Source organism: Rhodococcus sp. SG20037 (assembly GCF_031763325.1).
GTDB classification, from domain to species: Bacteria; Actinomycetota; Actinomycetes; order Mycobacteriales; family Mycobacteriaceae; genus Rhodococcus_F; species Rhodococcus_F qingshengii.
Genome location: NZ_CP134497.1, coordinates 569,575 through 594,013, shown reverse-complemented (window position 1 = coordinate 594,013; position 24,439 = coordinate 569,575). Strand labels below are relative to the sequence as shown.

The 24,439-nt window shown below is 62.6% G+C and carries 22 protein-coding genes; 6 read left to right on the top strand and 16 right to left on the bottom strand.

The genetic code is table 11. The features are described 5' to 3' along the window. Window positions 1–253: 253 nt before the first annotated feature. The 4 genes from RHP72_RS02810 to RHP72_RS02795 all read right to left on the bottom strand — a co-directional run bounded on the left by RHP72_RS02810 (window position 254) and on the right by RHP72_RS02795 (window position 4,205). Window positions 254–997, bottom strand: coding sequence for a hypothetical protein (locus RHP72_RS02810; RefSeq protein ID WP_311094286.1), 744 nt, complete (start codon window positions 995–997; stop codon window positions 254–256). A gap of 513 nt (window positions 998–1,510) precedes the next feature. Next, a complete protein-coding gene (locus RHP72_RS02805; protein ID WP_311094285.1) occupies window positions 1,511–1,762 on the bottom strand; it encodes a hypothetical protein in 252 nt (83 codons plus the stop codon). Window positions 1,763–2,571: 809 nt separating this feature from the next. Beyond that, window positions 2,572–3,741, bottom strand: a complete 1,170-nt coding sequence (locus tag RHP72_RS02800) for a hypothetical protein (protein ID WP_311094284.1) — start codon at window positions 3,739–3,741, stop codon at window positions 2,572–2,574. Between the two features lie 230 nt (window positions 3,742–3,971). Continuing rightward, window positions 3,972–4,205 (bottom strand): hypothetical protein, encoded by a 234-nt coding sequence (locus RHP72_RS02795; RefSeq protein ID WP_311094283.1) that lies wholly within the window; start codon window positions 4,203–4,205, stop codon window positions 3,972–3,974. A 117-nt stretch (window positions 4,206–4,322) separates the two neighbouring features. Between RHP72_RS02795 and RHP72_RS02790 the strand changes: the two genes are divergently transcribed. Then, the gene (locus RHP72_RS02790; protein WP_311094282.1) at window positions 4,323–4,892 is read left to right on the top strand and encodes a hypothetical protein; all 570 of its coding nucleotides are present in this window, start codon (window positions 4,323–4,325) and stop codon (window positions 4,890–4,892) included. A 59-nt stretch (window positions 4,893–4,951) separates the two neighbouring features. Here the strand turns inward: RHP72_RS02790 and RHP72_RS02785 are convergent, their stop codons facing one another. The 6 genes from RHP72_RS02785 to ssd all read right to left on the bottom strand — a co-directional run bounded on the left by RHP72_RS02785 (window position 4,952) and on the right by ssd (window position 11,006). Next, the gene (locus tag RHP72_RS02785) at window positions 4,952–5,416 is read right to left on the bottom strand and encodes a hypothetical protein (protein ID WP_311094281.1); all 465 of its coding nucleotides are present in this window, start codon (window positions 5,414–5,416) and stop codon (window positions 4,952–4,954) included. Window positions 5,417–5,483: 67 nt separating this feature from the next. Further along, entirely contained in the window at window positions 5,484–7,196 is a 1,713-nt protein-coding gene (locus tag RHP72_RS02780; RefSeq protein WP_311094280.1) for a recombinase family protein, read from the bottom strand. Window positions 7,197–7,367: 171 nt separating this feature from the next. Then, window positions 7,368–7,952 carry a type II secretion system F family protein gene (locus RHP72_RS02775; protein ID WP_007732447.1) on the bottom strand — a complete coding sequence of 195 codons (585 nt, stop codon included), beginning with the start codon at window positions 7,950–7,952 and terminating at the stop codon, window positions 7,368–7,370. After that, window positions 7,949–8,737, bottom strand: a complete 789-nt coding sequence (locus RHP72_RS02770) for a type II secretion system F family protein (protein ID WP_311094278.1) — start codon at window positions 8,735–8,737, stop codon at window positions 7,949–7,951. The genes RHP72_RS02775 and RHP72_RS02770 overlap by 4 nt, the downstream gene beginning before the upstream one ends. After that, window positions 8,734–9,915, bottom strand: coding sequence for a TadA family conjugal transfer-associated ATPase (locus RHP72_RS02765; protein WP_042446712.1), 1,182 nt, complete (start codon window positions 9,913–9,915; stop codon window positions 8,734–8,736). Before RHP72_RS02765 ends, RHP72_RS02770 begins: the two co-directional genes overlap by 4 nt. Next, window positions 9,912–11,006: a septum site-determining protein Ssd gene (gene ssd, locus RHP72_RS02760; RefSeq protein ID WP_064073517.1), complete on the bottom strand. Its 1,095-nt coding sequence runs from the start codon at window positions 11,004–11,006 to the stop codon at window positions 9,912–9,914. The genes RHP72_RS02765 and ssd overlap by 4 nt, the downstream gene beginning before the upstream one ends. Before the next feature lie 312 nt (window positions 11,007–11,318). Between ssd and RHP72_RS02755 the strand changes: the two genes are divergently transcribed. Then, entirely contained in the window at window positions 11,319–12,137 is an 819-nt protein-coding gene (locus RHP72_RS02755) for an HAD-IB family hydrolase (RefSeq protein WP_003946123.1), read from the top strand. A 391-nt stretch (window positions 12,138–12,528) separates the two neighbouring features. On the opposite strand, the gene RHP72_RS02750 is transcribed toward RHP72_RS02755, so the two are convergent. From RHP72_RS02750 to RHP72_RS02730, 5 genes are all read right to left on the bottom strand, one after another. Beyond that, window positions 12,529–13,278, bottom strand: coding sequence for a hypothetical protein (locus RHP72_RS02750; protein WP_020905979.1), 750 nt, complete (start codon window positions 13,276–13,278; stop codon window positions 12,529–12,531). Window positions 13,279–13,334: 56 nt separating this feature from the next. Continuing rightward, the gene (locus RHP72_RS02745) at window positions 13,335–15,059 is read right to left on the bottom strand and encodes an ABC transporter ATP-binding protein (protein ID WP_143173114.1); all 1,725 of its coding nucleotides are present in this window, start codon (window positions 15,057–15,059) and stop codon (window positions 13,335–13,337) included. Between the two features lie 5 nt (window positions 15,060–15,064). Next, window positions 15,065–16,021 carry an ABC transporter permease gene (locus tag RHP72_RS02740; protein ID WP_019746638.1) on the bottom strand — a complete coding sequence of 319 codons (957 nt, stop codon included), beginning with the start codon at window positions 16,019–16,021 and terminating at the stop codon, window positions 15,065–15,067. Continuing rightward, entirely contained in the window at window positions 16,014–16,940 is a 927-nt protein-coding gene (locus RHP72_RS02735) for an ABC transporter permease (RefSeq protein ID WP_019746637.1), read from the bottom strand. Before RHP72_RS02735 ends, RHP72_RS02740 begins: the two co-directional genes overlap by 8 nt. Before the next feature lie 125 nt (window positions 16,941–17,065). Beyond that, entirely contained in the window at window positions 17,066–18,682 is a 1,617-nt protein-coding gene (locus RHP72_RS02730) for an ABC transporter substrate-binding protein (protein ID WP_007732431.1), read from the bottom strand. Between the two features lie 364 nt (window positions 18,683–19,046). On the opposite strand from RHP72_RS02730, the gene acs reads away from it, so the two are divergent. Next, a complete protein-coding gene (gene acs, locus RHP72_RS02725) occupies window positions 19,047–20,978 on the top strand; it encodes an acetate--CoA ligase (protein WP_050655293.1) in 1,932 nt (643 codons plus the stop codon). A gap of 37 nt (window positions 20,979–21,015) precedes the next feature. On the opposite strand, the gene RHP72_RS02720 is transcribed toward acs, so the two are convergent. Then, window positions 21,016–21,441, bottom strand: coding sequence for a MarR family transcriptional regulator (locus RHP72_RS02720; RefSeq protein WP_042446697.1), 426 nt, complete (start codon window positions 21,439–21,441; stop codon window positions 21,016–21,018). 107 nt (window positions 21,442–21,548) lie between these two features. On the opposite strand from RHP72_RS02720, the gene RHP72_RS02715 reads away from it, so the two are divergent. The 3 genes from RHP72_RS02715 to RHP72_RS02705 all read left to right on the top strand — a co-directional run bounded on the left by RHP72_RS02715 (window position 21,549) and on the right by RHP72_RS02705 (window position 24,435). Next, entirely contained in the window at window positions 21,549–22,628 is a 1,080-nt protein-coding gene (locus tag RHP72_RS02715) for a substrate-binding domain-containing protein (protein WP_311094274.1), read from the top strand. Between the two features lie 122 nt (window positions 22,629–22,750). Continuing rightward, window positions 22,751–23,371 carry an AmiS/UreI family transporter gene (locus RHP72_RS02710; RefSeq protein ID WP_003946099.1) on the top strand — a complete coding sequence of 207 codons (621 nt, stop codon included), beginning with the start codon at window positions 22,751–22,753 and terminating at the stop codon, window positions 23,369–23,371. A gap of 26 nt (window positions 23,372–23,397) precedes the next feature. Beyond that, window positions 23,398–24,435: an aliphatic amidase gene (locus RHP72_RS02705; RefSeq protein WP_003946093.1), complete on the top strand. Its 1,038-nt coding sequence runs from the start codon at window positions 23,398–23,400 to the stop codon at window positions 24,433–24,435. Window positions 24,436–24,439 lie beyond the last annotated feature (4 nt).

Here is a 24,439-nt window from a genome sequence, read left to right as displayed (position 1 = left end):
CCCCCGGGGGGGTACCCCAGTGCCCCCTGCACCCCCTCCCACCTGCCCCTACCCCCTGCCTACCCCCCGGTAACCCCTACCCCCAGCACCCCCTACCTCCTGCCCCCAGCCCCCCCTAGCACCCCCCTGACCAGGGGATACCCCTCTAGCACCCCCCTCCTGGCGAGGGGGTACCTCCCGCGCGTACCCCTGCGCGTACCCCCGTGTTCCCCTCAGGGAAGGGGTATCAGTCCTTCACAGACTGCTGCCCCTCTCACCACTGACCGTAGATTTTCGGAGCATCGGAGACCGGCTGGGCTTCGATCTTTGCCCGCAAGGTTTGTGCCTCTGAGGGAGTGTGGACCTTGAACTTGACCCCCTCTCGCGCTGCTGCGAGGAACACAGGGACGATCACGTTCGGAGTGGTATCGCGCCGGTTGAGACGTACGCTGTCGAGCTTGTCCAGCTCTCGATGGTTCTCGGGAGCCAGGATTCGGACCGACTTATCGGGAACATCTCCACCGGTCAATCGCTGAAGCGATGCAACCCAGCTGTCGATCTGCGTGAGCAGAGCCGCTGCACCAGTAGCGGTTTGGTACGACTTCACCGTCTCCGGGCCAGCCGCTACAAGTACGTCAGAGGACAAGTTGTCGGGTAGTTCGTTGACTGCGCTGACGTACGTCTCTACAGCTTTGTCGAACGCGGGTGTGAGCTTCTCAATGACCTTCGGGATTTCGGCTCGTGCACCGTCCAGGACCGAGCTGACCAACACTGTCCGAATCTGTGTCTTGGCTTTCGCGAACTGTTCTTTGGTGGCGAGCTCCTGTGCGTATGCCGTTACGAGCTCGTCGGCATTGTCGGTGGTCAGGTCAGCCGCGCCGGGAATCGGAACGTAGAGCTCGGCGCTGTTCAGGGCTGCGAGTTTGTCGAGCTTCTCGGTGAGCTCTTTCGAGAGTGTCACTCCCGGCAGCTCAGTCCAGTTATGGACGGTCTGTGCGATGTATGCGGGGTCGTGCATGGTGTGTTCCTCCTAGAACGACAAAAGCCATGCCTTCGTGGCATGGCTGGTATTGGTGCTTGTTGTTGGTTGGTCGGCGGACCTGGTGTTGTGCTAGGTCATTCGCTCCGAGACAAGGCGCTACGGACGGCGTCAGCTACTGAGCGAGTCGCCGGTTCGGCTGTGCTGGTGTCGTTTCCTGCAAGCGCCGCCGAGAGCGCCTCGGTCAAGGTTGGCCGTGTGGCCGGCACTCTCGGTGGGAGTGTCTGGATCATCGCATCAGCGATAGCGTCAATCGCACGTTCGTCCAGGCTCCGCTCGTCGTCGGACTGCTGCCCGAATAGCGTTGCCTTGTGCCGGTCACTCTGGCTTAGCCGGGTCAACACGTCCGAGACCATCGGGTCGGGTGTTCGTTTGTTGAGGCTGGAGTGGACCGCTTGGAGCAAGCGATCTCCGTTAAGCGGTAGATCGGATCTCATTCGTTCACTTTCTGCTTGGGGGCACCTCGGGTGCCCGCGAGTTGGTTCTGTTCGCTCACAATCGGTTTGAGCTCGATTCAGCGATGCGGCTACTCACAAGGCTGGCGACGATCTGGGAGATCGGGACTTGGTCGTCCCAGATCAATCCCTCAGCCTCCAGCGCCTTGACGAGATCCATTGCTGCACGCTGCTTCTGCCGATATCTGCGGTTCTGTTGCCGCTGGCACTCTCGGCAGTAGCCGGTGGACAATCGATCATTGCTGGAACGGATGATGTGCCCGTGCGGGCACTGCTCGGACACAGTCATACTCCTATCGGTAGTGGTTTGATCCAAAGAAAAAGACCCCCAGGGCTTTCGGGCCCTGGAGGCATTCTCAGGTGTCCATGTGGACGACGTTTGGTGTCCCGGTGCGGCACGCGAGGCTGATGACCAGTCAGCAACACCGGGACGGTCAGGAGAGGAACAACAGAATCACCAGGCAGGCCACCCAATGTCTGTGAAGCCGAACGGGAGAACCGACGGCGCTCGACCTGACCGGATGTTTCGGGTGTCCATCTTTGTCCCTCACCCAGTAGTAGGTCAGGGTTTTCGGTTCTGCCCCCGGTCTGAATCCCGGTTGTGGTGAGCTTCACCCGCTCCTCATAAGAACAATGGGCGTTATCGGAGCAGTTTCGTAACACCGTCCTAGCTATTTGTGACGAGTTTCACATAAGCGCCCCGATGGTCGCGATCCAAGGGGCTCACTCGGGGTGAGCCCTTAGAAGCCCTTCCATCAGAAGGGCATTCGGTCGTCAGTCGGTCGCTGCGGAGCTACGCTCCTTGCTCCCTCATAAGAACAATGGGCGGGATTCTCTGGTTTTCGCGGCATGGACTCCCCTAGTTGTGACGAGCCTCATATCTATGGGGCCGGATCTCCAATCTGGTCCGAGTTGGGATGACCGTTGTTAAACACCGGTCACCTCGGGAGGTGCGTACGGCTTGGAGTCCTTGACAATATGCAGGGTATGGAAAGTTGTACCCTGCGGCCACTAGAGTCCGTCAGAATCGCAATGAGGGCCCTCTGTGGGAATTCTCAGCCTGAAACCCCGGCCCTGAATGGCCGGGGTATCGGTTGCTTAGTACCCCATCGCTACGAGCGTTTCGTCGTGGTGTCGGCGCTCGTCCTCTGTCGGACCCGGGGAGTGCTCAATACGGATCTCGTGGTCCGGTACGGCTCCCCGCTCCGTAGCCTGCTGTTGCTGCTCCTGCTGGCGGAGTAGTTCGGCAAACCCTGCCCGCTCGCGCTCGTGGCGCTCTGCGGTCCTGTGCTGCCAGTCCAGAGTCCCGAACGATTCTGCAATGCGGTCCAGTCGGTCAGCGTCGGCGGTGGGATCGACGCTGTAGACAGCCGGCCTACCGTCAGCCTTCATCACAAGCCCGTTTGGTACGAGCCGCTCGTCCAGGTTCCTCCGCGTAGTCCGCAAGTTGATCCCGAGACGTTGGGCTAACTCGCTCACGGTCGAATCACCGTTCTCGGCCAGATCCAGCCAGATCCGTTCAGCGGTTCGGCCTAGTGCCGACCCGAGGAATGCCGGATGGTCAGTGCCGAAGTGACAAAGTGACACACATATACCTCTCCCCCCATAGGTAGATATATGTGTGTCGTTATGTCCATTCGTAGAGGGCACCTCTATAGGTGTCCAATCCATGTTCAAGGCCCACGTTTGAGCGTGGCCGGTGACTCGTTTCATCTCGACCTGGCGGACAACCCCAATGTCCGCCAATCGCTGGAGTGCTCTGCTGGCCGTCCGGTTCCCAACGCCAGCCCGCAGTCCAAGTTCACGGGAACTTGCATCTACGGTCCAGGTGCCTAGCTCGTGCGCCCAGGCGACCAACGCCAGGGCAACAGCTCGGTCGGTGCTCGCGGTTCGACCAGTCCAGATGTCTTGGTCCAGCCGGTTCGACAAGGCGGCAATCCTGTCCCGAACGTCTTGAATGCTGCCGAGGCCAGGGTTCCAATCGTCTTCAGCGCGCTCCCAGACCTTGCGTAGCCGGGAATCCAGGCGACTACTCCGGTCACGTCCGTTCTCGGTTGCGAACTCTGAGGCAAAGTCCGAATCGGTTACAACCGAGACGAATTCGTCCTCGTTAAGTCCAGCGTTAAGTGCATACATGGCTAGGGCCGAGGCTGTAGCCCATTCGGAGTAGCTTCCATCTCTGCCGTCCAGCAGTGCTTGAGCCCTCTCTGGCAGTTTCGTTCTGAGTGCCTCTGTCGTGCGATTAGGTAGTTCTGCGATTGTCGTCATTCGGTGTGCCTCCTAGCACTCGATGGATAAGGTCCCCGAGGGCGGAAAGCTCCTCGGCATTGAACAGGAGTCGCTTATTGGTACCGGGCATCGAAACCCGGTAGAGCGTCCTGTTGTGACTGTCCGAGTGGACAACTTGAATCGTGGGTATCTGGTTCACCATTCGTTCCTTCGGTAAAGCGCAGGGAGCCCCCGCTACATGGCAGGGGCTTCCGTGGTCGTGGGCGGTGTCAGGCTGCGACAGCTCCGGGAATCGTGGGCCGATAAGTCCACTGGTTGCCCTCGACAGCAACCGGCCACAGATAGCCGGCCAACTGGAGGCGGATTGTTGCTTCGTCCATCTCCTCGATGGTCAGGTCCGCCCTATGCGTGCCACTGACCATCGCGAGTGCCACGAGATATTCCGTGGCCCCGATGAACTCGTCCTTCCCAATTCCCGCCAGCCATTCGTGCGTGTCGATCATTTCTCTCCTCATCTCTTGCCCGATACGTCCGGGCTCATATCGAATAGACCATGACATACCCCCGTCTGTCAACCCGGGTATGTCACACCGGGGTGTGCCGTGCGGTAGGGTGTGGATATGGAAGAGAACTTGGACGAGTCACTGAGTCCACGAGAACGAGTGCGCGGCTTCGGGGTTCCCTCGGTCGAGCAACAGATCGGACCATGGGTGGTGACTTACTCATGGCCGAAAGACGTAGGCCAGGGAGGTCCGTGGGCAGTCACAATTGCACCTAGCCGCGACGCCACTGAGGAGGACGTGGCCGGTGGCATCGCGTCAACGGTGGTCCGCAAACTCGATTTTCGTGCCGCAAGTGAGGAGTGGAGGTCGAAGTTGGAACTCGTAGCCGAGCGTGACGAACGGGTAGGCAAGCGGCAATCGGCTGAACTCCGGTCGCTCGTGGCAGTCGGGATCACAGACGAATACCTGGCAACGCTCGCACAGACCTACGTCAGGCTCGTCATGACCGGTGAAAAGTCCGTCATCCGGCGACTGGCCGAACTGGTGGACAAGAGTCCCGAGACCATCAAGATTCACTTGAAGGAAGCTCGGAAGCGCGAGCTTCTCACAACCGTGAAAGGTCGTGCAGGAGGGCACCTTACGTCGAAGGCTCGCCAGATTCTCCAGATCGGGAAACCCATAAGGTAATCAAGGGCATGAAACGAAAAAGCCCCTCAGGATTGACCTGAGGGGCAATGTCGTGGTCTCTACGACCCGAACATCAGGGAGCCTGTAGGTTGCGGCTCCGGTCCCACTCGAATCTCGTAGGAGATCGGCTCCGACAACTGCCCCATGATCCACGCCGCACCGGGCGTCGAGTTCGGCGCGGGCGTGCCGCAGAAGCCGCTGCCACGATACAGTCCCGGTGCCAGTCCTTCGCGTGTCAAAGTTGCCATCTCCCCAGCCTGCGGCCAAGCTGCGGGATCCTCGGTGAACAGTACGAGAAGACCTGAGGTGTGGTCGTTCGGGTCGTTCACCAAAGGCTCGGGATCTTGGGTGATTGACAGGGAGCAGATGCCGCGATCGTTCGGGTTCGTGATCGTCGCTGTGATTGATGAATCGTCGCTGATAAACGACACCACCGGGGGCTGGTACGGGACTGCCTGGGCGTTCGCCAGAGCGGGCGCAGCCAACGGAGCCAATAGGGCGACGGCAACAAGTGCGAATCTCATGTCCGATTAGTACCACGCCTAGTACCAGGGCACGCCCAGAACAGCTGCAAACTACCGTCTGGTTTCGTCACACTTTGACGGATCGAAGGGGGAACTCGACCCGATCCCCAGCCTTAGATGTGAACACCGCCTTCCCATTCGATATCTCCACACCTGCAATGCCGTTCTCGGCCAGCGAGTCGAATAGGTCAGTGGCCGCGGCAATCGATCCAGCGGCTTTAACCTCTCCGGCCATTCGATAGAGCTCTCCCAGCTCCAAGTGGACTTTGAGCTCGTCCCGCTTATCGAACCGGACCGCTACTCCCATTGACCGGAGATAGATGTTTTTCTCCTGCACCGACTGCTGTTCCCACCAGTCCGCGAAAGTCTCACCGGTCGGCTTCCATGCCCAGCCAGCCGGTTGGGTCGTGATCGCTGCGAGCTCGTCGCGTCGGTGCGAGAGCTCGGTGATCCGTGCGTCAAGCACCACTCGCTGAGGAGTGCCGGCCCGGTACACGCCTAGTCCGATCTGCCCAGCTAGGTCGGTCAGTGTCACGTCAAGGTCTGCAAGCTCGGCGGCGTGGTCCTCGCCTGCCTCCCACACACGAGACATGCGCTCTGAACTACCCAGGAGGTCCAGAACAGTGGACTCCACGAGCTCGTCCAGCGTTGACTTCACCACGGTTCCGTTGCCGCAAGTGCTCTTGTACTGAGCCGATGCACACCGGTACCGGGCTGATCTGCCTTGCCCGCCTTTCAGTTGGTACGCGGGGCGTCCGCAGACGTCGCAGTAGATCACCCGAAGCAACAGGGCGCTGGTTCGTTTGGTCGGCTCCTTGCGGTTCTCCCGGTCAGCTAACTCGACTCCCACCCGATCGAATACCTCTCGAGTCAGGATCGGTTCGGCGCGTTGCACCGGAGAACCGTCCCGCCCTCTCAGGATCTCCTCGGGTCCGTACTGTTTCCGTTCCCGAGAATCCCGAACGATGTTCCCGTGAGCGTCTCGTAGTGGCTCACGTTTGGTTGCGTAACCGAGCATCGTCGGGGAGGTCATGCTCCGTTTCAGTCCGCCTGAAGTCCACTGGTATCCCTTCAACGCTCGGCCTTGATGGGCGTTCATCCGATCCTTTGCGGTTGGTATGTTGCGCTCATTGAGGTCATGGGAGACGGCCCGCAGCGGCTCTCCGGCTAAAACACGCTCTGCGACTTCGTGAATCACCGGAACGGCCTCGGCGTCCGGGAACAGCCGCCAGCCGTCCTCGGTCTCCCGAGGGAGATAACCCCAGGGAAGTTGAGCTCCACCGGTCCACTTCCCTAGCTGCCTGTTGTGTTGGTAAGCGGAAGCGATTCGATCGCTGATCGCTTCTAGTTCCATCTCCGCGAACGACGCGACTAGCTGGGCGATCACGCGGCCAATCGGTGTGGACAGATCGAAGTGCGATTCTGTCGCCGACACCATGTTGACGTGATATCGCTCCGACCAGGCGAGCATCTGCCCCAGGTGGCGGACCCGCCTCACTAGGCGGTCCACCCGGTAGAACACGAGAACATCGAACTCCCCGGCGCGACCGGGGTCGGTGCCGTTGTCTCCGATCCACTGGGAAAGGGTGGGCCGCTGGAACGGGGAGGTGGTGCCAGCACTCACGTCCAGATCCTCGGCAACACCGACCACGTTCCAACCGCGAGACTCGCACAGTTGCTCGCACGCTTCACGTTGGCGCTCAGGCGAAGTGGACTCGTCGGTCAGTCGGGAGAGCCTGACGACGATCAATGCGCGTAGCGATTTGTGTGAAACGTTCATGTGTGTAAAATACTCCTACCGAGTACTCCGCGGTGGACATGCCGTCGTCCTCGGCAACCAACAGCGCAAATCTGGCCGACACCGTCCTCAACGTCTTCGAAATCATTTCTCCCCCTTCAATCGAAACCTGTGGCAGCACTTCTGCCGCAGGAGCTTTCACTCGGATCCGGCTCACAGCAGGCCGTTACCGAGCACAGTCGTGGCAAGCCCGATCACCACCGGGACGATGCCCAAGGCGATGAACGCCGGCAGGAAACACAGCCCGAGTGGACCGCTGATCAGCACTCCCGCGCGTTCGGCTGCGGCAGCAGCAAGATCCTCGGCGTCACCTCGACTGCGCTCGGCGAGTTCGGCCATGGATGAGGACAGCGACGAACCCGAACGGGCGGAACGCCGAGCCATTCTGGCGAGCGCCTCGGTATCGGGATCGAGAGCGGCTTCGCTCCACGCGGCGTCGGGATCGGCACCGAGCGCCAGAAGGTCGGCGACGCGACGAAGCGAGTCGGCCATCGGTTTCGGTGCCGTCGACGCCATCGCTGTGATCGCGGCGGAGACGGGAAGCCCCGCTCGTAGGCAGGCCCCGAGAAGGTCGAGACTTGCGGCAACTGCGAGTGGATCCGGCTTGTCCGGGACTGGAACCGAATCTTCTGTTGTTGTGTCCGCGAAGAGAATTTCTGCCGCCCTGGCCGAAGCACCGCGACGAGCGGGAATGATCGCGAACGCCAACGCCATCATCGCCACGGATGCCCAACTCACGACGTGACCTTCGCAGTTATCCGGTCGGTCCAGAGCAGACCAGCTGAGACACAAGCGGTTCCGATCACCAGGAGCACGCCGCCGAGCCCACCTCCGAACAGCACGCGCAGCGGCGAAGCACCCATCAATTGCCCGAGACCGATCCCCAACAGCGGGAGAAAGGCCAACACCGCAGCGGTCGCCCGAGCGCCCGCCAACCCGGCCTCGGTACGCTGACGAAAGCGTCTACGTCCCAACATGTCCGTCCGGACGGCGCCGAGTAGTTCCGCCAGTGCCAGCCCGTGTTGGTCGGCGACCCGCCAGACGGATCCGATGCGGGAGAACTCACGCTCGATGCACGAATCCGGTACCGCGAAGGCCGCTGCGGCAGAACCACCGAGACGGGCCCTGGCCCCAGCGGAACGGAATACGGCACTCACTTCTCCGGTACATTCCTCGCCTGCAACAGAACTGGCCGCTGCAGGATGCGCGCCGACGCTCAGCTCGGCGATCAGCACCTCCAGACCGGAGAGCAGCATCTTCTGTGAGAGATCCCGGGTTTCGGCTGCATTCGCGCGTCGGCCACGGAGGATCAGGGTCCCGGCGAGGATGACAGCCGCACACCCTGCCGGAAGACCTCCGAGGATCCACGCGGCCGAAATCGCGAGAAATGCGGCGACGAACTGCCACGGAATCTGCCGGGAGGACTTGCGGACGCTCGGGGTGTACGTGGCGAGCCGAGCACGTGAATCCCGCACCGGCGCAATCGAGACCGCCAACGCGAAGGCCAAGAGGGAAACCGTCACGTCCCGACCTCTCGATTGCGAAGCCGGAACATCCGCTCGAGCCGCTCACGACCCGAACCGCCGTCCGGCCACGCCTGCATGATTCGTACATACCCGTCCGCACCGCGGTCGATGACACCGATCTGTTCGAGACGCCTCGATCCGTCAGCCAATCTGTGCACGTGCAGGATCACTTGAACTGCCGCGGCAAGTTGACTGTGCAACGCGTGGCGATCCATACCGCCGAGCGCCGCCAACGCCTCGAGTCTGGCCGGCACCTCTTCGGGCGAATTGGCGTGAACGGTGCCGGCGCCGCCGTCGTGGCCGGTGTTCATCGCCGTGAGCAGATCAGTCACCTCTGCGCCGCGGACCTCACCGACGACGATGCGATCGGGACGCATTCGTAGTGCCTGCCGAACCAGATCGCGCACCGTCACCTCTCCGACGCCCTCGACGTTGGGAGCTCTGGCGACGAGGCGGACGACGTGTGGATGCGGCGGCGCCAGTTCGGCCGCGTCCTCGACACAGACGATTCGCTCGCGCGGGTCGACCGCGCCGAGCATGGCGGACAACAACGTGGTCTTTCCCGCACCGGTCCCGCCGATCACCAGAAAAGCCAAGCGACAAGAAATGATGCGATTGAGGAGCTCCCGCGCGTCCGGTTCCACGGCGCCGTGGGCGGACAGCGCGTCGAGACCCTGGGTCGCGGGCCGCAACACTCGCAGTGACACGCAGGTTCCACCCTGGGCCACGGGTGCGAGTACGGCATGAAGTCGTACCCCGAAGTGCCCGTCGCCGACGCCCCGCAGGCGGCCGTCGACCCACGGTTGGGCGTCGTCGAGGCGTCGACCTGCCGACAGTGCCAACCGCTGCGCCAATCGACGCACAGCTGCCTCGTCGGTGAACCGCACCCCTGACCTTTCGAGGCCGACCCCGCGGTCCACCCAGACCTGATCCGGCGCGGTCACCAGTACGTCGGCGACCCCGGGTTCGTGCAGCAGAGGTTCGAGCGGCCCCGCGCCTGTCAGTTCCGTCTGGAGCACCCTGACGACCTCCAACAGATCCGTGTCCGCCAGAACGCCCGAGGACTCGGCTCGCACGGCATCGGCAACGGTGGCCGCCGTCGGCTCGCCGACCGACGACGCCGTCAATCGCTCGCGAACTCGGTCGAGCAGTTCGGCCGTGACCAACGCACTCATGCCGCAGCCCTGCGCGGGCGTGCGCCGGATTCGACGGCGTCGAGTGCCGCTGTTGCCGCCACACTCAACGGACAACCGCGGGTCAATTCGAGGCCACCACGCTCGAGCATCGGCGCCAGCGATCGGTGGCCGCGCATCACGGCCGTCAGGGGCAGGCCGAGCATGTCTGCCACATCGGTGCCGCGTAGGCCTCCCGGTGCCGGCCCACGCACGACGAGCCCGACGTTGGAGTTGTGTCGCACCACCCAGGCTCCGACCTTCTCGGCCGCGACGCATGCGGCCACGGTGGCCGGAACCACCACGAGCACCGAATCCGACATCTCCAACACGGCCTGACCTACCTCGCTGGGATGACGTGGCACGTCGCAGACCACGAGCCCGCCGGAACTGCGACCTGCGTCAAGCACGGCGCGAACGGCGGTCACTGTCGGACCGTCGATCTCCCGGCGACTGCTCGCCAGAACCCTCAGAAACTTTCCCTTCGCCGGCAGTGCATCGCGCAGCGCCTCCGGGGACAACCGCCCGCCCTCGACGGTCAGTGCACCCCAACGTAATCCGGGAGCAGTCTCGATACCCAACAGCACGTCGGCGCCGGAACCGAGTGCGTCGACGTCCACCAACAGCGTCGGGACGTGACGTGCCGCCGACGTCAACGCGACTGCCGCAGCAGTTGCCGAGGCTCCGCCGCCGCCACAACCACCCACCACGCTCACGACGGTGCCGTCACCACTGACGTCGACGTGGTCGGCCAGAACTGCGACCAGCGCGTTCTCTTCCTCGGGCAAGGACAGAACGCTGTCGGCTCCGATCGCGGTGGCGCTCTTCCAATCGTCGACGGTCGGTGTGCCGTCGCATACGAGGAACACTCGCGTTCGCTTGGGGGAACGAGCCAGAGCATCTCGCGCCGCCGACGCGTCCAGTACCACCGCCGAGGCCCGGTTCCACTGTTGCCGGGACACGGGATGTTCGGCCTCGTCCAGCCGGCGGTCCACCGCGGCAGCGACGCGTCGCACGCTCGCGAGGATTTTCGCGTCGTCGACGAGAACCAGAATGGGAGCCCCGGTTTCCTGAGAGCTGATCGTCGTGTTCATGACTGCAGAGCCTGAACGAGCACCGGCACCGAAAACAGTGGGCCGAACAACCCTGTGGACAACTGGGAGGTTGGGGAGAAACAGGCCTGAGACAGAGGACGACCCCCGCCAATGGGGGGAGGAGGCGGGGGCCGTCTGAGTTCAGCCCCGGGGGGTCGGGCTGAACTAGTTCGAACGAATCGAACAGCAACGATCTTACACCCGCCATCGGCGAGAAATGCAAGCCTGAGCTGCACTGAACTGCTGTTTTTCGCCGAAAGAGGACGCTTGCCGAAGAGCACACGAACCGCCTGTCGGACTATCCTCAATCCTGTGACCGACAAGCCTGCGAACGGACTGAATACCGGGCGGACAGCCGCTTTCTTCGATTTGGACAAAACGATCATCGCGAAGTCGAGCACCCTGGCGTTCAGCAAGCCATTCTTCGCACAGGGTCTGATCAATCGACGCTCGGTTCTCAAGAGCAGCTATGCGCAATTCCTGTTTCTACTGTCCGGCGCCGATCACGATCAGATGGAGCGCATGCGCGAGCATCTGACGGCGATGTGTGCGGGCTGGGACGTGGAACAGGTGAAGGCCGTCGTCGCGGAGACTCTGCACGACATCGTCGATCCACTCGTCTTCGCCGAGGCGGCCGATCTGATCGCAGATCACAAGCTGCGTGGACACGACGTCATCGTCGTGTCTGCTTCGGGTGAAGAGATCGTCGCACCGATCGCCCGCGCCCTCGGCGCCACCCATTCCGTCGCGACGTCGATGAGGGAGGAAGACGGCCACTACACCGGCGAGGTGGACTTCTACTGCTACGGCCCCGGCAAGGTCGAAGCCATGGAAAAACTCGCCGCGGAGTACGGTTACGACCTCGCCGCCAGTTACGCCTACTCCGACTCGGTGACGGATTTACCCATGCTCGAGGCTGTCGGACATCCGACCGCAGTCAACCCCGATCGAGCGTTGCGCAAGGAAGCGGCCGTAAACGGTTGGCCCATACTGACTTTCTCGAATCCGGTCTCACTTCGTGCCCGATTGTCGGCCCAGTCCACGACCACGGTGGCCACTACCGCTGCGGTGGGAATCGCAGCTCTGGTGGCCGGCGCTATGACCTTCGGGCTACTGCGCCGGAAACGCTGAAATCCAAGGCCCACAAACAAAAATTGGTACTTGCTGTGAGCCCGGACACAGGGTACAAAGGAGTTACGGAAGAACGGAAGGCCAGGAACGGCTCGGAAGAGAAGGACCGTTTCCCCAACCGAAATTCCTAGCACGGGCACTAGGGCACCCACGCGGAGCGCAAGCCACTATAAGGGCAGAAGCGTTGTGGGCCTGCGAGATTCGTTCAATTTGAGCGAGGACCCCGCACAGGTTGCGGGGACGACCTCAGAAAGTGCGATCCCTCGCCGAGGCCACCCACACAACCCACCGAGCACGCTTGGTAACGAGTAGTCCGTGCTGACGGGCGGCGAAGTCGATTTATCGGCAGCGCCGCCCGTTCGTTATGTTCCGGCAGGGGCAATTTGCCGGACTATCCGGTAGCGGCGTCGGCAATCGAAGTCGCCTCTCGCGCACCGGCTTCGAGAGCACCACAGCACAGAATCACCCAGCTGCCGACGCCCGCCGGATTTCCCGAAGCGAATCCTGCCGCGCCGTCCGTGTACGCCTGTGGCCGCCGAAGCCAACTGACCTCGGGGACCCCGAGATTGTGCGGATCCAGCCCCGACGAGACCGCAACCAGACGCGAGGCCGCGCGGGCGACGATGCCGTCAGCGGTGCCGAACGGGCTCAGCGCCAAGAGTTCTCCGTGTACGACGGCCGCCAGAACAGGTGCCGGTGCACTGGTTCCGCCAGTAACGAGTTGGGCGAGAGCGTCCAACCGCTCCCCCACTCCGCGATCCGACCGTGGCCGCCCCAGTTGATCTGCGTCCTCGACGAGATCCGCCGCGGCCAACAGGTGCAGCCGGGCCAAAGCCTGAAGTGGGGCTCGCTTCCACGTCGACTCCATGAGCGGAAGGCTGTCGCCGTCGAGAGCCTGAGCCACGCGCAGAGCACCCGCGAGAATCGGATCACCGGCCATGCCCTCGGCCGGCAATTCGGTGGTGCCACCGGCCAGCGATGCAGAAGCGCGCGCAGCGCGAACCGCGGCTTCAGCGGCAGTGGTGGGCCAACCGCGACGGTTGGTCTTGTGCCGATGAACCTCACCCAGAGCATCGCGCGCATGATCGGCGGCGGCGCGTACGCCTGGAAGATCGACGAGGGGCTGCAAGGGGTCCGTCACGATCAACGACGGTACCCTTGCAGCCCCTCTGCGGACTTGCCTACCTACCTGTTGCGTCAGCTTCCCAGCTTGATGGACCCACCGGGAATCGCGTCGAGCAACTTGCGGGTGTAGTCCTGTTGCGGATTACCGAACACGTCGTCGATCGGTGCCGATTCGACGATCGAGCCACGCGACATCACCAACACGTTGTCCGCGATCTGACGAACCACGGCCAGGTCGTGCGTGATGAAGAGGTACGTCAACCCGAACTCTGCCTGCAGGTCGTTGAGCAGGGTCAAGATCTGATCCTGCACGAGCACGTCGAGAGCGGAGACCGCCTCGTCGCAGATCACGACCTCCGGTTGCAAGGCCAGTGCTCGCGCGATGGCGACGCGCTGACGTTGTCCACCGGAGAGTTCGTTCGGGAACCGACGCATGACCGACTGCGGTAGACCCACCTTGTCGAGAAGTTCGCGGACGCGAGCCTCACGCTCGGCTTTGGTCCCGACCTTGTGGGTACGCAGCGGTTCCTCGATCGTGCGGTAGATCGAGTACATCGGGTCGAGTGTGCCGTAGGGGTTCTGGAAGATCGGCTGCACTCGTCGACGGAACGCAAATGTTTCCTTCGCACCGAGTTTCGCCACGTCCTGACCGTCGAAGACCACGTTGCCCGCAGTGGGCTCGAGCAGACCGAGGACCATCTGTGCGACCGTCGACTTACCGGAACCCGATTCACCGACGATCGCCGTTGTGGTTCCGCGGCGGACCTTGAAGGACACGTCGTTCACGGCTGTGAAGTCGGTGGTCTTGCGGAAACCCTTGCGCAGCTTGAACACCTTGGTCAGATGATCGACGACAAGAACGTCGTCGGTCACCTTGCCGAAGGACTCTGCCGCACTTTCCTCGGCCTTGACCGCTTCGGCGACCTCTTCCGCCTGTTCGCGAATCTCGGCGCGCGCCACCGACGAGCTGAGCCGCTTCGACGCCAACGACGGCGCAGCCGCGACCAGCTTCTGCGTGTACGGATGCTGCGGGCGCTTCAGAATCTCCAGTGCCGGACCGGATTCGACGATACGACCCTTGCTCATCACGATCAGATGCTCGGCGCGCTCGGCGGCCAGGCCAAGATCGTGAGTGATGAGCAGAACGGCGGTGCCGAGTTCCGTAGTCAGACCGTCGAGGTGGTCGAGGATCTGACGCTGGACGGTGACGTCGAGCGCCGACGTCGGCTCGTCCGCGATCAGGAGCTTCGGACGAGCGGACAACCCGATCGCGATGAGTGCGCGCTGACGCATACCGCCCGAGAACTCGTGCGGGTACTGCCCCAACCGGCTCTCGGCTTCGGCGAGTCCTGCCTCCTCGAGCAGTTCGGCGGCCCGAACCTTGGCTGCCTTGCCCTTGGCGATCCCGTTGGCGGCCAGTGCTTCCTCGATCTGGAAGCCCACTTTCCACACGGGATTCAGATTCGACATCGGGTCCTGCGGAACCAAACCGATCTGGCTTCCCCGGATGTGGACGAAGTCCTTCTCCGAGACCTTCGAGATGTCCTTGCCGTCGAAGATGATCTCGCCTGCCGTCACCTTGCCGGTGCCGGGAAGCAGATTGATGATCGAGTGGGCGGTGGTGGACTTACCCGAACCCGATTCGCCGACGATCGCGACCGTCTGACCCGGGTAGACGGTCAGGCTGACGCCTCGAACTGCCGGAACCGGACCGGAATTGGACTGGAAAGACACCTCGAGATCACGAATCTCGAGCAACGGAGTTTCCTCCGAGGTGAGAGTTTCCTTGGTGGTCATCGTGCTCACCGCTTCCGCGACTTGGGATCGAGGGCGTCGCGCAGAGCGTCACCCATCATGATGAATCCGAGAACGGTGATCGCCAAAGCCGTTGCCGGGTAGAACAGAATGGTCGAACCCTGACGCAGCGTCACCTGAGCGTTGCTGATGTCGCCGCCCCACGAAACCTCGGTGGACGGAAGACCGATACCGAGGAAGGACAGCGTCGCCTCGGCAACGATGTACGTACCGAGCGAGATGGTGGCGACCACGATGATGGGCGCCAACGAGTTCGGGATGACGTGGCGGATCAGTGTCTTGAGCTTCGAGACACCCAACGCTTCCGAGGCCATGACGTAATCGTTGTTCTTCGCCGAGATCACCGCGCCTCGAGCGATTCTTGCCATCTGCGGCCAGCCGAAGAGCGCCAGCACGCCGACGACGGTCCAGATGGTGCGATCGGTGAACAGCTGCATCAGGACGATGGCAGCCAGGATCAGCGGGATGCCGAAGAAGATGTCGGCGACACGGGAGAGGATCGAATCGGTCCATCCGCCGTAGAAACCGGACAGCGCACCGAAGATCACGCCGATCACCAGCACCGACGCCGTGACGCCGACGCCCACGAGTACGGATGCGCGAGCACCGTAGATGGTGCGCGAGTACACGTCACAGCCCTGGCGGTCGAAACCGAACCAGTGCCCTGAGGTCGGCCCCTGCATGCTGTAGGTCAGGTCGCAGAACCGCGGATCGGTGCTCGTGAACAAGCTCGGAAACGCTGCGATGACGATGACCGCGAGGATGATGATCGTCGAGATGATGAACAGGGGGCGCTTGCGTAGGTCGCGCCACGCATCGGTCCACATGCTGGTCGGCGCCTGATCGAGTTTGACGGCGTCCGTCTCCCCCGGTGCCGCAACTTCGGGCGGTGCCACGAAATGACTTTGCCGGACTGCGCGTCCGGTCTTCACGGTCTCAGACATAGCGGATCCTCGGATCGAGCGCGGCGTACAAGAGGTCGACGAGCAGATTCGCGATCAGGTAGATCACGATCAGGATGGTGACGAACGAAACCACCGTCGGCGCTTCACCTCTGGTCACGGCCTGGTAGATCGTGCCGCCGACGCCGTTGATGTTGAAGATGCCCTCGGTGACGATGGCGCCGCCCATCAACGTTGCGAGGTCGGCACCCAGGAACGTGACCACGGGGATCAGCGAGTTGCGCAACACGTGCACGCGAACCACTCGTCCACGGGAAAGTCCCTTGGCGGTAGCGGTGCGGACGTAATCGGCAGTCAGATTCTCCGCCACGGACGTTCGGGTCAGTCGCAGTACGTACGCAAACGAGACCGAACCCAGAACCAGGGCAGGGAGCAGGAGATTGGTGAAGCTGGTGTTGCCACCGACCGTCGGCGGGACGATGCCCCATTTGACGCCGATGAAGAACTGAGCCAGGAAGCCGATCACGAAGATCGGGATGGCGATGAGAACGAGGCTGAACAGCAGGACGGTGCTGTCGAAGAATCCGCCCTTACGCAGGCCGGCGATGAGGCCGAAGCCGACACCGAAGACGGTCTCGACGATCAGTGCCATGAAGGCAAGTTTCATCGTGATCGGAAATGCCTGTGCCAGAACTTCACTGACAGGTCGTCCGGAGAACGACGTGCCGAAGTCCAGCGTGAAGATGCCCTTCAGGTACAGCAGGTACTGCTGATAGAAGGGGAGATCGAGGTGGTAGCGCTCCCGAAGCTGTGCTGCCACAGCCGGACTGAGCGCCTTGTCGCCCGCCAACGCGGCAATCGGATCACCGGGAAGCAGGAAGACCATGGCGTAGATCAGAAGAGTGGCCCCGAGAAAAACCGGGATCATTTGAAGCACTCGGCGACCGATGTACCAGAGCATCGGATCACCTCCTTGTCGATGATCGTGTACGTCAGCGGACAGTCCGGTGTGAACACGAGTTCGGGACGGCAGGCAGGGCGCCTGCCGCCCCGAACTCACGTTTCAGATGCGGATCGTTCTACGCGTCAGTTCTTTTCGATGTCTTCGTAGACCGGAACACCGTTCCAGCTGATGGTCACGTTGGAAACGTTCTCCGACCATCCACTGGCAGCGTTGCGGTACCACGTCGGAACTGCGGGCAGGTCCTTGAGCAGGACTTCCTGGGCCTGATCGAGCAGTTCCTGAGCCTTCGCCTGATCGGTCTGGCCGGCCGATTCGCGCAGGAGGCGGTCGAACTCGGGGTTGGAGTACTCACCGTCGTTGGAGCTGCCGCCGGTCTGGTAGTTCTGCGCCAGGAAGCCGTACTGCTGCGGGTAGTCGCCCTGCCAACCGGAGCGGAAAGAGCTCTGGATGGTGCGGTCGGTGGCTTCGGTGCGGATCTGAGCGAAGGTGGCGTACTGCTTGCCCTTTGCGTCGATACCGAGGGTGTTGCGGATGCTGTTCGCCGTGGCATCGACCCATTCCTGGTGTCCGCCGTCGGAGTTGTAGGCGATCTCGAAGCTGCCGGACCACGGTGCGATGGCGTCGGCCTTGGCCCAAGCAGCCTTGGCCGCCTCGGGATCGAACTTCACGTTGCTGTTACCGGTCAGCGAGTCGTTCCAGCCCTTGATTGCGGGGCTGGTGAAGTCGAGTGCAGGCGTCCTGGTCTTGTTGAAGATCTGCTGGGTGATCTGATCGCGGTTGATCGCCATCGAGATCGCCTGACGGCGGAGCATGCCCTCTTCGCCGCTGAAGTGCGGCAGGCGACCCGGGATCGTGAACGTCTCGATGGTTGCCGACGGCTGGTTGACGGTGCGTCCGGGCAGGTCCGACTCGAAGGTCGTGACGGCGCTCGGCGGAACCTGGTCGAGAACGTCGACGTTGTTGGCCAGGAGATCGGTGTACGCCGTGTCGAGGCTGTTGTACATGATGAAGTCGACGCCGGCGTTCTTCGGCTTACGGTTGCCGTTGTAGTCCGGGTTCACGACGGTGTCGATGCGGACGTTGTGCTGCCACGCGCCGGTTCCGTCGAGCTTGTACGGGCCATTGCCGATCGGGTTCTCACCGAAGGCGGTCATGTCCTTGAACGCGACCTCGGGCAGCGGGTAGTACGCCGTGAAGCCGAGGCGATCGGGGAACGCCGACTCGGGCTGCTTGAGTTCGATGGTGAAGGTGGAGTCGTCCACAACCTTCAGACCCGACATGGTCTGTGCCGTCGGAACCTCGGCGGCAACTTCGTCGTAGCCCTTGATCGGATCGAAGAACGATGCCTGAAGCTGAGCGTTGGTGGAGAGGGCGCCGTAGTTCCACGCGTCGACGAACGACTTCGCGGTGACGGGGGTGCCGTCCGTGAAGGTCCAACCGTCCTTGAGCTTGACGGTGAAGTTCTGACCGTCGGTGCTCTCGATGGACTCGGCAACCTCGTTCTCCGTACCGCCGTCTGCGGTGTACGAAACGAGACCGGAGAACAGCGAGTCGAGGACGCGGCCGCCCATGTTCTCACTCGTGTTCGTGGGGATCAACGGGTTCTGAGGCTCGCCCGCCCAGGCGTTGACGACGCCACTGGACGATCCGCCCGACGAATCGCCGGACGAACATGCCGTGATCAGCACTGCCGTCATTCCGAGCGCGACCGCGCCCGTCGCTATGCGTGAGATACGCAAAGGAATTCCTTCCACATCTAAGTGACCCCGAGCATGCTCGCGGCCTGCCGACAGCCGTAACTGCCGGCGTCGTGTCGCCTACAACTGAAAGTGAACGTGACTTCGAGTTGTGGTCGAATAATGGTTTGACAATAGACACATCCGACGCGGGGCGCGCATCGCACCCATTGTCCGCAATTCCGAGGGAAATCTGTCCGCGCCCATTCACTCGTCGGCGGAAGCGACCACCCGTCGCATCAATTCGACCGATCGTCGCAGGACAACGGGTTGCAACGTGATGCAACGGTGCGTTTACGCGAGCTTGTGACTACCCTCACACGGAGTCAGAAAAGTGTCGATCAAAGTGGAAAGAAGGCCGTCAGCCATGACAAGCGCAGCCGAAACAGACGTCCCCCAGGCATATCCGCCGAGCGCAGAGTTCGCTGCGGCCGCCAACGCGGGACCGGAGTTGCAGGCTGCCGCAGATACCGACCGCCTCGCTTTCTGGGCGAATCAGGCTGAGCGCCTTCACTGGCACGAGAAATGGACCGACGTCCTCGACTGGACCGACGCCCCCGTCGCCAAGTGGTTCGTCGGCGGAAAGCTCAACGTCGCCTACAACTGCGTTGACCGCCACGTCCTCGCCGGCAACGGCGACCGCATCGCCATCCACTTCGAAGGCGAACCAGGCGATTCCCGCGACCTGACCTACAACGACCTCCTCGCCGAAGTCAGCCGCGCCGCAAATACTTTCACCGACCTCGGCCTCGTCGCCGGTGACCGCGTAGCGATCTACATGCCGATGATCCCCGAAGCGATCGTCACCATGCTCGCCTGCGCCCGCCTCGGCCTGACCCACTCGGTCGTCTTCGCCGGATTCTCCGCCACCGCCCTACGCTCACGCATCGACGACGCCCAAGCCAAACTCGTCGTCACCGTCGACGGGCAGTGGCGACGCGGCGCAGCAGCACCCATCAAAACAGCGGTCGACGAATCCGTCGCCGGCGCCGAATCCGTCCAGAACGTGTTGGTGGTCAACCGGACCGGCATCGACGTCGACTGGACCGACGGCCGCGACCTGTGGTGGCACGAAACCGTCGCACAGGCCTCACCCGAGCACGAAGCGCAGGCCTTCGACGCCGAGCATCCCCTGTTCATTCTCTACACCTCCGGCACCACCGGAAAGCCCAAGGGCATCATCCACACCTCCGGCGGTTACCTCACCCAGGCCTCGTACACCCACCACAACGTCTTCGATCACAAAGCGGGACAAGACGTCTACTGGTGCACCGCCGACATCGGCTGGGTCACCGGACACTCCTACATCGTCTACGGACCCCTCTCGAACGGCGTCACCCAGGTCGTCTACGAGGGCACCCCCAACTCCCCGAACGAGCACCGCCACTTCGACATCATCGAGAAGTACGGCGTCTCCATCTACTACACCGCACCCACCCTCGTGCGGACGTTCATGAAGTGGGGCCGCGAGATCCCCGACGCCCACGACCTGTCCTCGATCCGCCTCCTCGGATCTGTGGGCGAGCCCATCAACCCCGAAGCGTGGCGCTGGTTCCGAGAGGTCATCGGCGGCAACAAAGCCCCCATCGTCGACACCTGGTGGCAGACCGAGACCGGCGCGATCATGATCTCCCCACTCCCCGGTATCACCGCCACCAAACCCGGATCCGCCATGGCACCACTGCCCGGTATCTCCGCGAAGATCGTCGACGACGACGCCAAGCCCCTCGGCCCCGGCGGCAACGGCTACCTCGTCCTCGACGAGCCGTGGCCGGCGATGCTCCGCGGCATCTGGGGCGACATGGACCGCTACCGCGACACCTACTGGTCCCGCTACGCCGAAGAAGGCTGGTACTTCGCCGGTGACGGCGCCAAGTACGACGACGACGGCGCACTCTGGGTCCTCGGCCGCGTCGACGACGTCATGAACGTCTCCGGTCACCGCATCTCCACATCCGAGGTGGAATCAGCACTGGTGAACCATCACGGAGTCGCCGAAGCCGCCGTCGTCGGTGCCGCCGACGAGACCACCGGACAGGGCATCGTCGCGTTCGTCATCCTCCGTGAAGGCGTCGAGAACACCGGCGACGTCCTCATCGCCGAACTCAAGGCTCAGGTCTCCACCGACATCAGCCCCATCGCCAAACCGCGTCAGATCACGATCGTGCCGGAACTGCCGAAGACCCGATCCGGCAAGATCATGCGCCGCCTCCTGCGCGACGTCGCCGAAGGCCGCGACCTCGGAGACACCTCGACCCTGGTCGACCCCAAGGTATTCGACGCCATCCGCGGCAAGTAGGGCCTTCGGCCCCTGTGCGCCTTTTTGGTAGTCCCCACTACCGGAAAGGCACACAGGGGCGAAGCCCCTCTCGCAACTTCACTTCCTCTTTCGACGTCAGCCAGGACTCCTCGGCTACGCGAATGTCTGCGGCAACCCGCTTGTGCAAGGACTTTCCGCGCGAGGAGAGAAACACGCGTACCTTCCGGCGATCGTCCTCACCGACCTCGCGGTAGATAAGCGCCAGCGAGACCAACTTGTCCGCAACTCGCGTCAGCGTCGGAGCCGGTGTTCCCGTTCGATCGCGCAGCTCAGCCATCGTCAGCCCCTCGGTCGACGCCAGGGCTTCGAGCGTCATCCAGTGATCAAGAGTGAGATTCTCTGCCGCCAGCGCCTTCTCCGCCGCTGCCGCGGCCATTCGAGCTGCTCGGACCAGCGCAGTCGTCAGCGACGCATCAAGAATTCCGGAGTCACTTTTTCCCACTGATCGCTCCCCCGCTGTTGCGCAGTTCACACTTCTCGGGCAATACTTTCAAATGAAATGATAGTAACCCAGGCCAGGCCGCTGACTCCCGATTCCGGCGGCGACGCATGAGCGCTACCGGCGCGCTGGAACGCGCGCGCAGCGCGGTGTGGCGCCTGGGCATGGTGCTTCCCCTTCAGGGGCCGGCCGGACTGTTCGGCCCCTCCTGCGAAGCAATCAGCGAATTGGCCGCCCGCGACCTCAACAACTCCGGTGGCGTACTGGGACGCGAAGTCCAGATCGAAGTGATCGACGGCGGCGCGACGCCGAGCGTCGTCGCCGCCCGCGTGGGACAACTACTCGACGCCGGCGACATCGACGCCGTCAGCGGTTGGCACATCTCCTCGGTCCGCCACGCACTCGCACCGGTGGTCGCAGGCCGTATTCCGTACTCGTACACCTCGCTCTACGAGGGCGGCGAGGTCAGGTCCGGCATCTACTGCTCGGGTGAGACACCACGTCAGCAGATCGCGCCGGCGCTGAAGTGGCTGCGCGACAACGTCGGAGCGCGTAAGTGGTTTGTCGTCGGGGACGACTACATCTGGCCGCACAGCTCTCTCGGAGCCGTGAGGCAATTCGCCACCGAACTCGATCTCAGCCTGGTCGGCGGTTCGTTTGTCGACCTCGGGCGCGGAAACATGAAGCAGTTGGTCGAGACCGTCTCGAACTCCGGTTGCGACGGCGTGATCATGCTCCTCGTCGGCCAGGACGCCGTCGATTTCAACCGCGCCTTCGCCCGCCGCGGCCTCGACGAGTCGATGATCCGGTTCAGCCCGTTGATGGAAGAGAACATGCTGCTCGCGAGCGGGCCGAGGGCAACCCGCAACCTGTTTGCCTCCGCCGCGTACTTCCGTTCGATGGTCGACCGCAACTCCATGGATCTTCTCGGGCGCTACGTTGCACTGCACGGCGCGCACGCTCCGGCGCTGAACAATGCCGCCGAATCGTGTTACGAAGGGATACATACCCTTTCGGCCCTGGTGCGGCGCGCCGACAGCACTCATCCGCGTGACCTGGACGCCGTCGTCGAGGGTGCCGCGTACGACGGGCCTCGCGGAACCGTCGAGTTTCGTGATCGTGTTGCACGGCAGAAGATTCAGCTCGCCGTCGCCGACGGACTCGACTTCTCGATCATCGCAACGCTCTGAGATTTTCCCTGAGATCTCCCTCTTGACTTCTGTGGCGCGCATCACTTAGTTTCATTTGGAATCATTTCATTTGAAAGTAACCCGTCCCGAAGTAACCGTCCCGAAGTAACCGGAGGTGCCCGATGGGCAGTGTTGGTTTGCTTTACGTGGGAGCCGTCCTCTTCGTCAACGGACTGATGCTGCTCGGCACAGTTCCCGTTCGATCCGCCTCGGTCCTCAACCTCTTCGTCGGCGCACTTCAATGCGTCGTCCCCACCGTCATGTTGATTCAGGCTCAGGGAGATTCGAGTGCCGTCCTGGCGGCCTCAGGGCTCTATCTGTTCGGATTCACCTATCTCTACGTGGGCATCAGCAATCTCGCCGGCTTCGAGCCGGAAGGAATCGGGTGGTTCTCGCTGTTCGTCGCGTGCGCCGCGCTCGTGTACTCCTTCCTCTCTTTCACAGTGAGCAACGACCCCGTCTTCGGGGTCATCTGGCTCGCATGGGCAGCGCTGTGGACGCTGTTCTTCCTGGTACTCGGGCTCGGCCGCGAGAATCTCAGTCGCTTCACCGGCTGGGCAGCGGTCCTTCTGAGCCAGCCCACGTGCACGGTCCCCGCATTTCTGATCCTGACCGACAACTTCCACACCACACCCGCCGTCGCGGCCGGTTGGGCCGGAGCGCTTCTGGTTCTCCTGGGCCTGGCCAAGATCCTCGCTGCACCCAAAACCGCAGTACCCCAATCCCGTCCAGTCTTCAACTGATCGACACAACCAAGGAGTGAAAGACAATGCGACACGGTGACATCTCCTCGAGCAACGACACGGTCGGCGTAGCAGTGGTCAACTACAAGATGCCCCGCCTGCACGATCGCGCCGGCGTCCTCGAGAACGCGCGCAAGATCGCCGACATGATGATCGGCATGAAGACCGGCCTCCCCGGAATGGATCTGGTGGTCTTCCCCGAATACTCCACGCAGGGAATCATGTACAACGAGGAGGAGATGTACGCGACAGCAGCCACCATCCCGGGCGACGAGACCGCGATCTTCTCCGCAGCGTGCCGCGAAGCCGACACGTGGGGAATCTTCTCCATCACCGGCGAACAGCACGAAGACCACCCGAACAAGCCCCCGTACAACACGTTGATCCTCATCGACAACAAGGGCGAGATCGTTCAGAGGTACCGAAAGATCCTGCCCTGGTGCCCCATCGAAGGGTGGTACCCGGGAGACACGACGTATGTCACCGAAGGCCCGAAGGGGCTGAAGATCTCGCTCATCATCTGCGACGACGGCAACTACCCGGAGATCTGGCGCGACTGCGCGATGAAGGGTGCAGAACTGATCGTCCGTTGCCAGGGATACATGTACCCAGCCAAGGACCAGCAGGTGATGATGTCCAAGGCAATGGCCTGGGCCAACAATTGTTATGTGGCAGTTGCCAATGCGGCCGGATTCGACGGCGTCTACTCCTACTTCGGACACTCCGCGATCATCGGATTCGACGGCCGGACGCTGGGTGAAACCGGCGAAGAAGAATACGGAATCCAGTACGCGCAGCTTTCCGTCTCAGCCATTCGCGACGCACGCGAGAACGATCAGTCCCAGAACCACATCTTCAAACTCCTCCATCGCGGCTACTCCGGTGTCCACGCAGCAGGTGACGGAGACAAGGGCGTCGCGGACTGCCCGTTCGAGTTCTACAAGCTGTGGGTCACCGACGCCCAGAAGGCTCAGGAACGCGTCGAGGCCATCACCCGAGACACAGTGGGTGTAGCGGATTGTCGCGTCGGAAACCTGCCGGTCGAGAAGACAATCGAAGCGTAAGGAT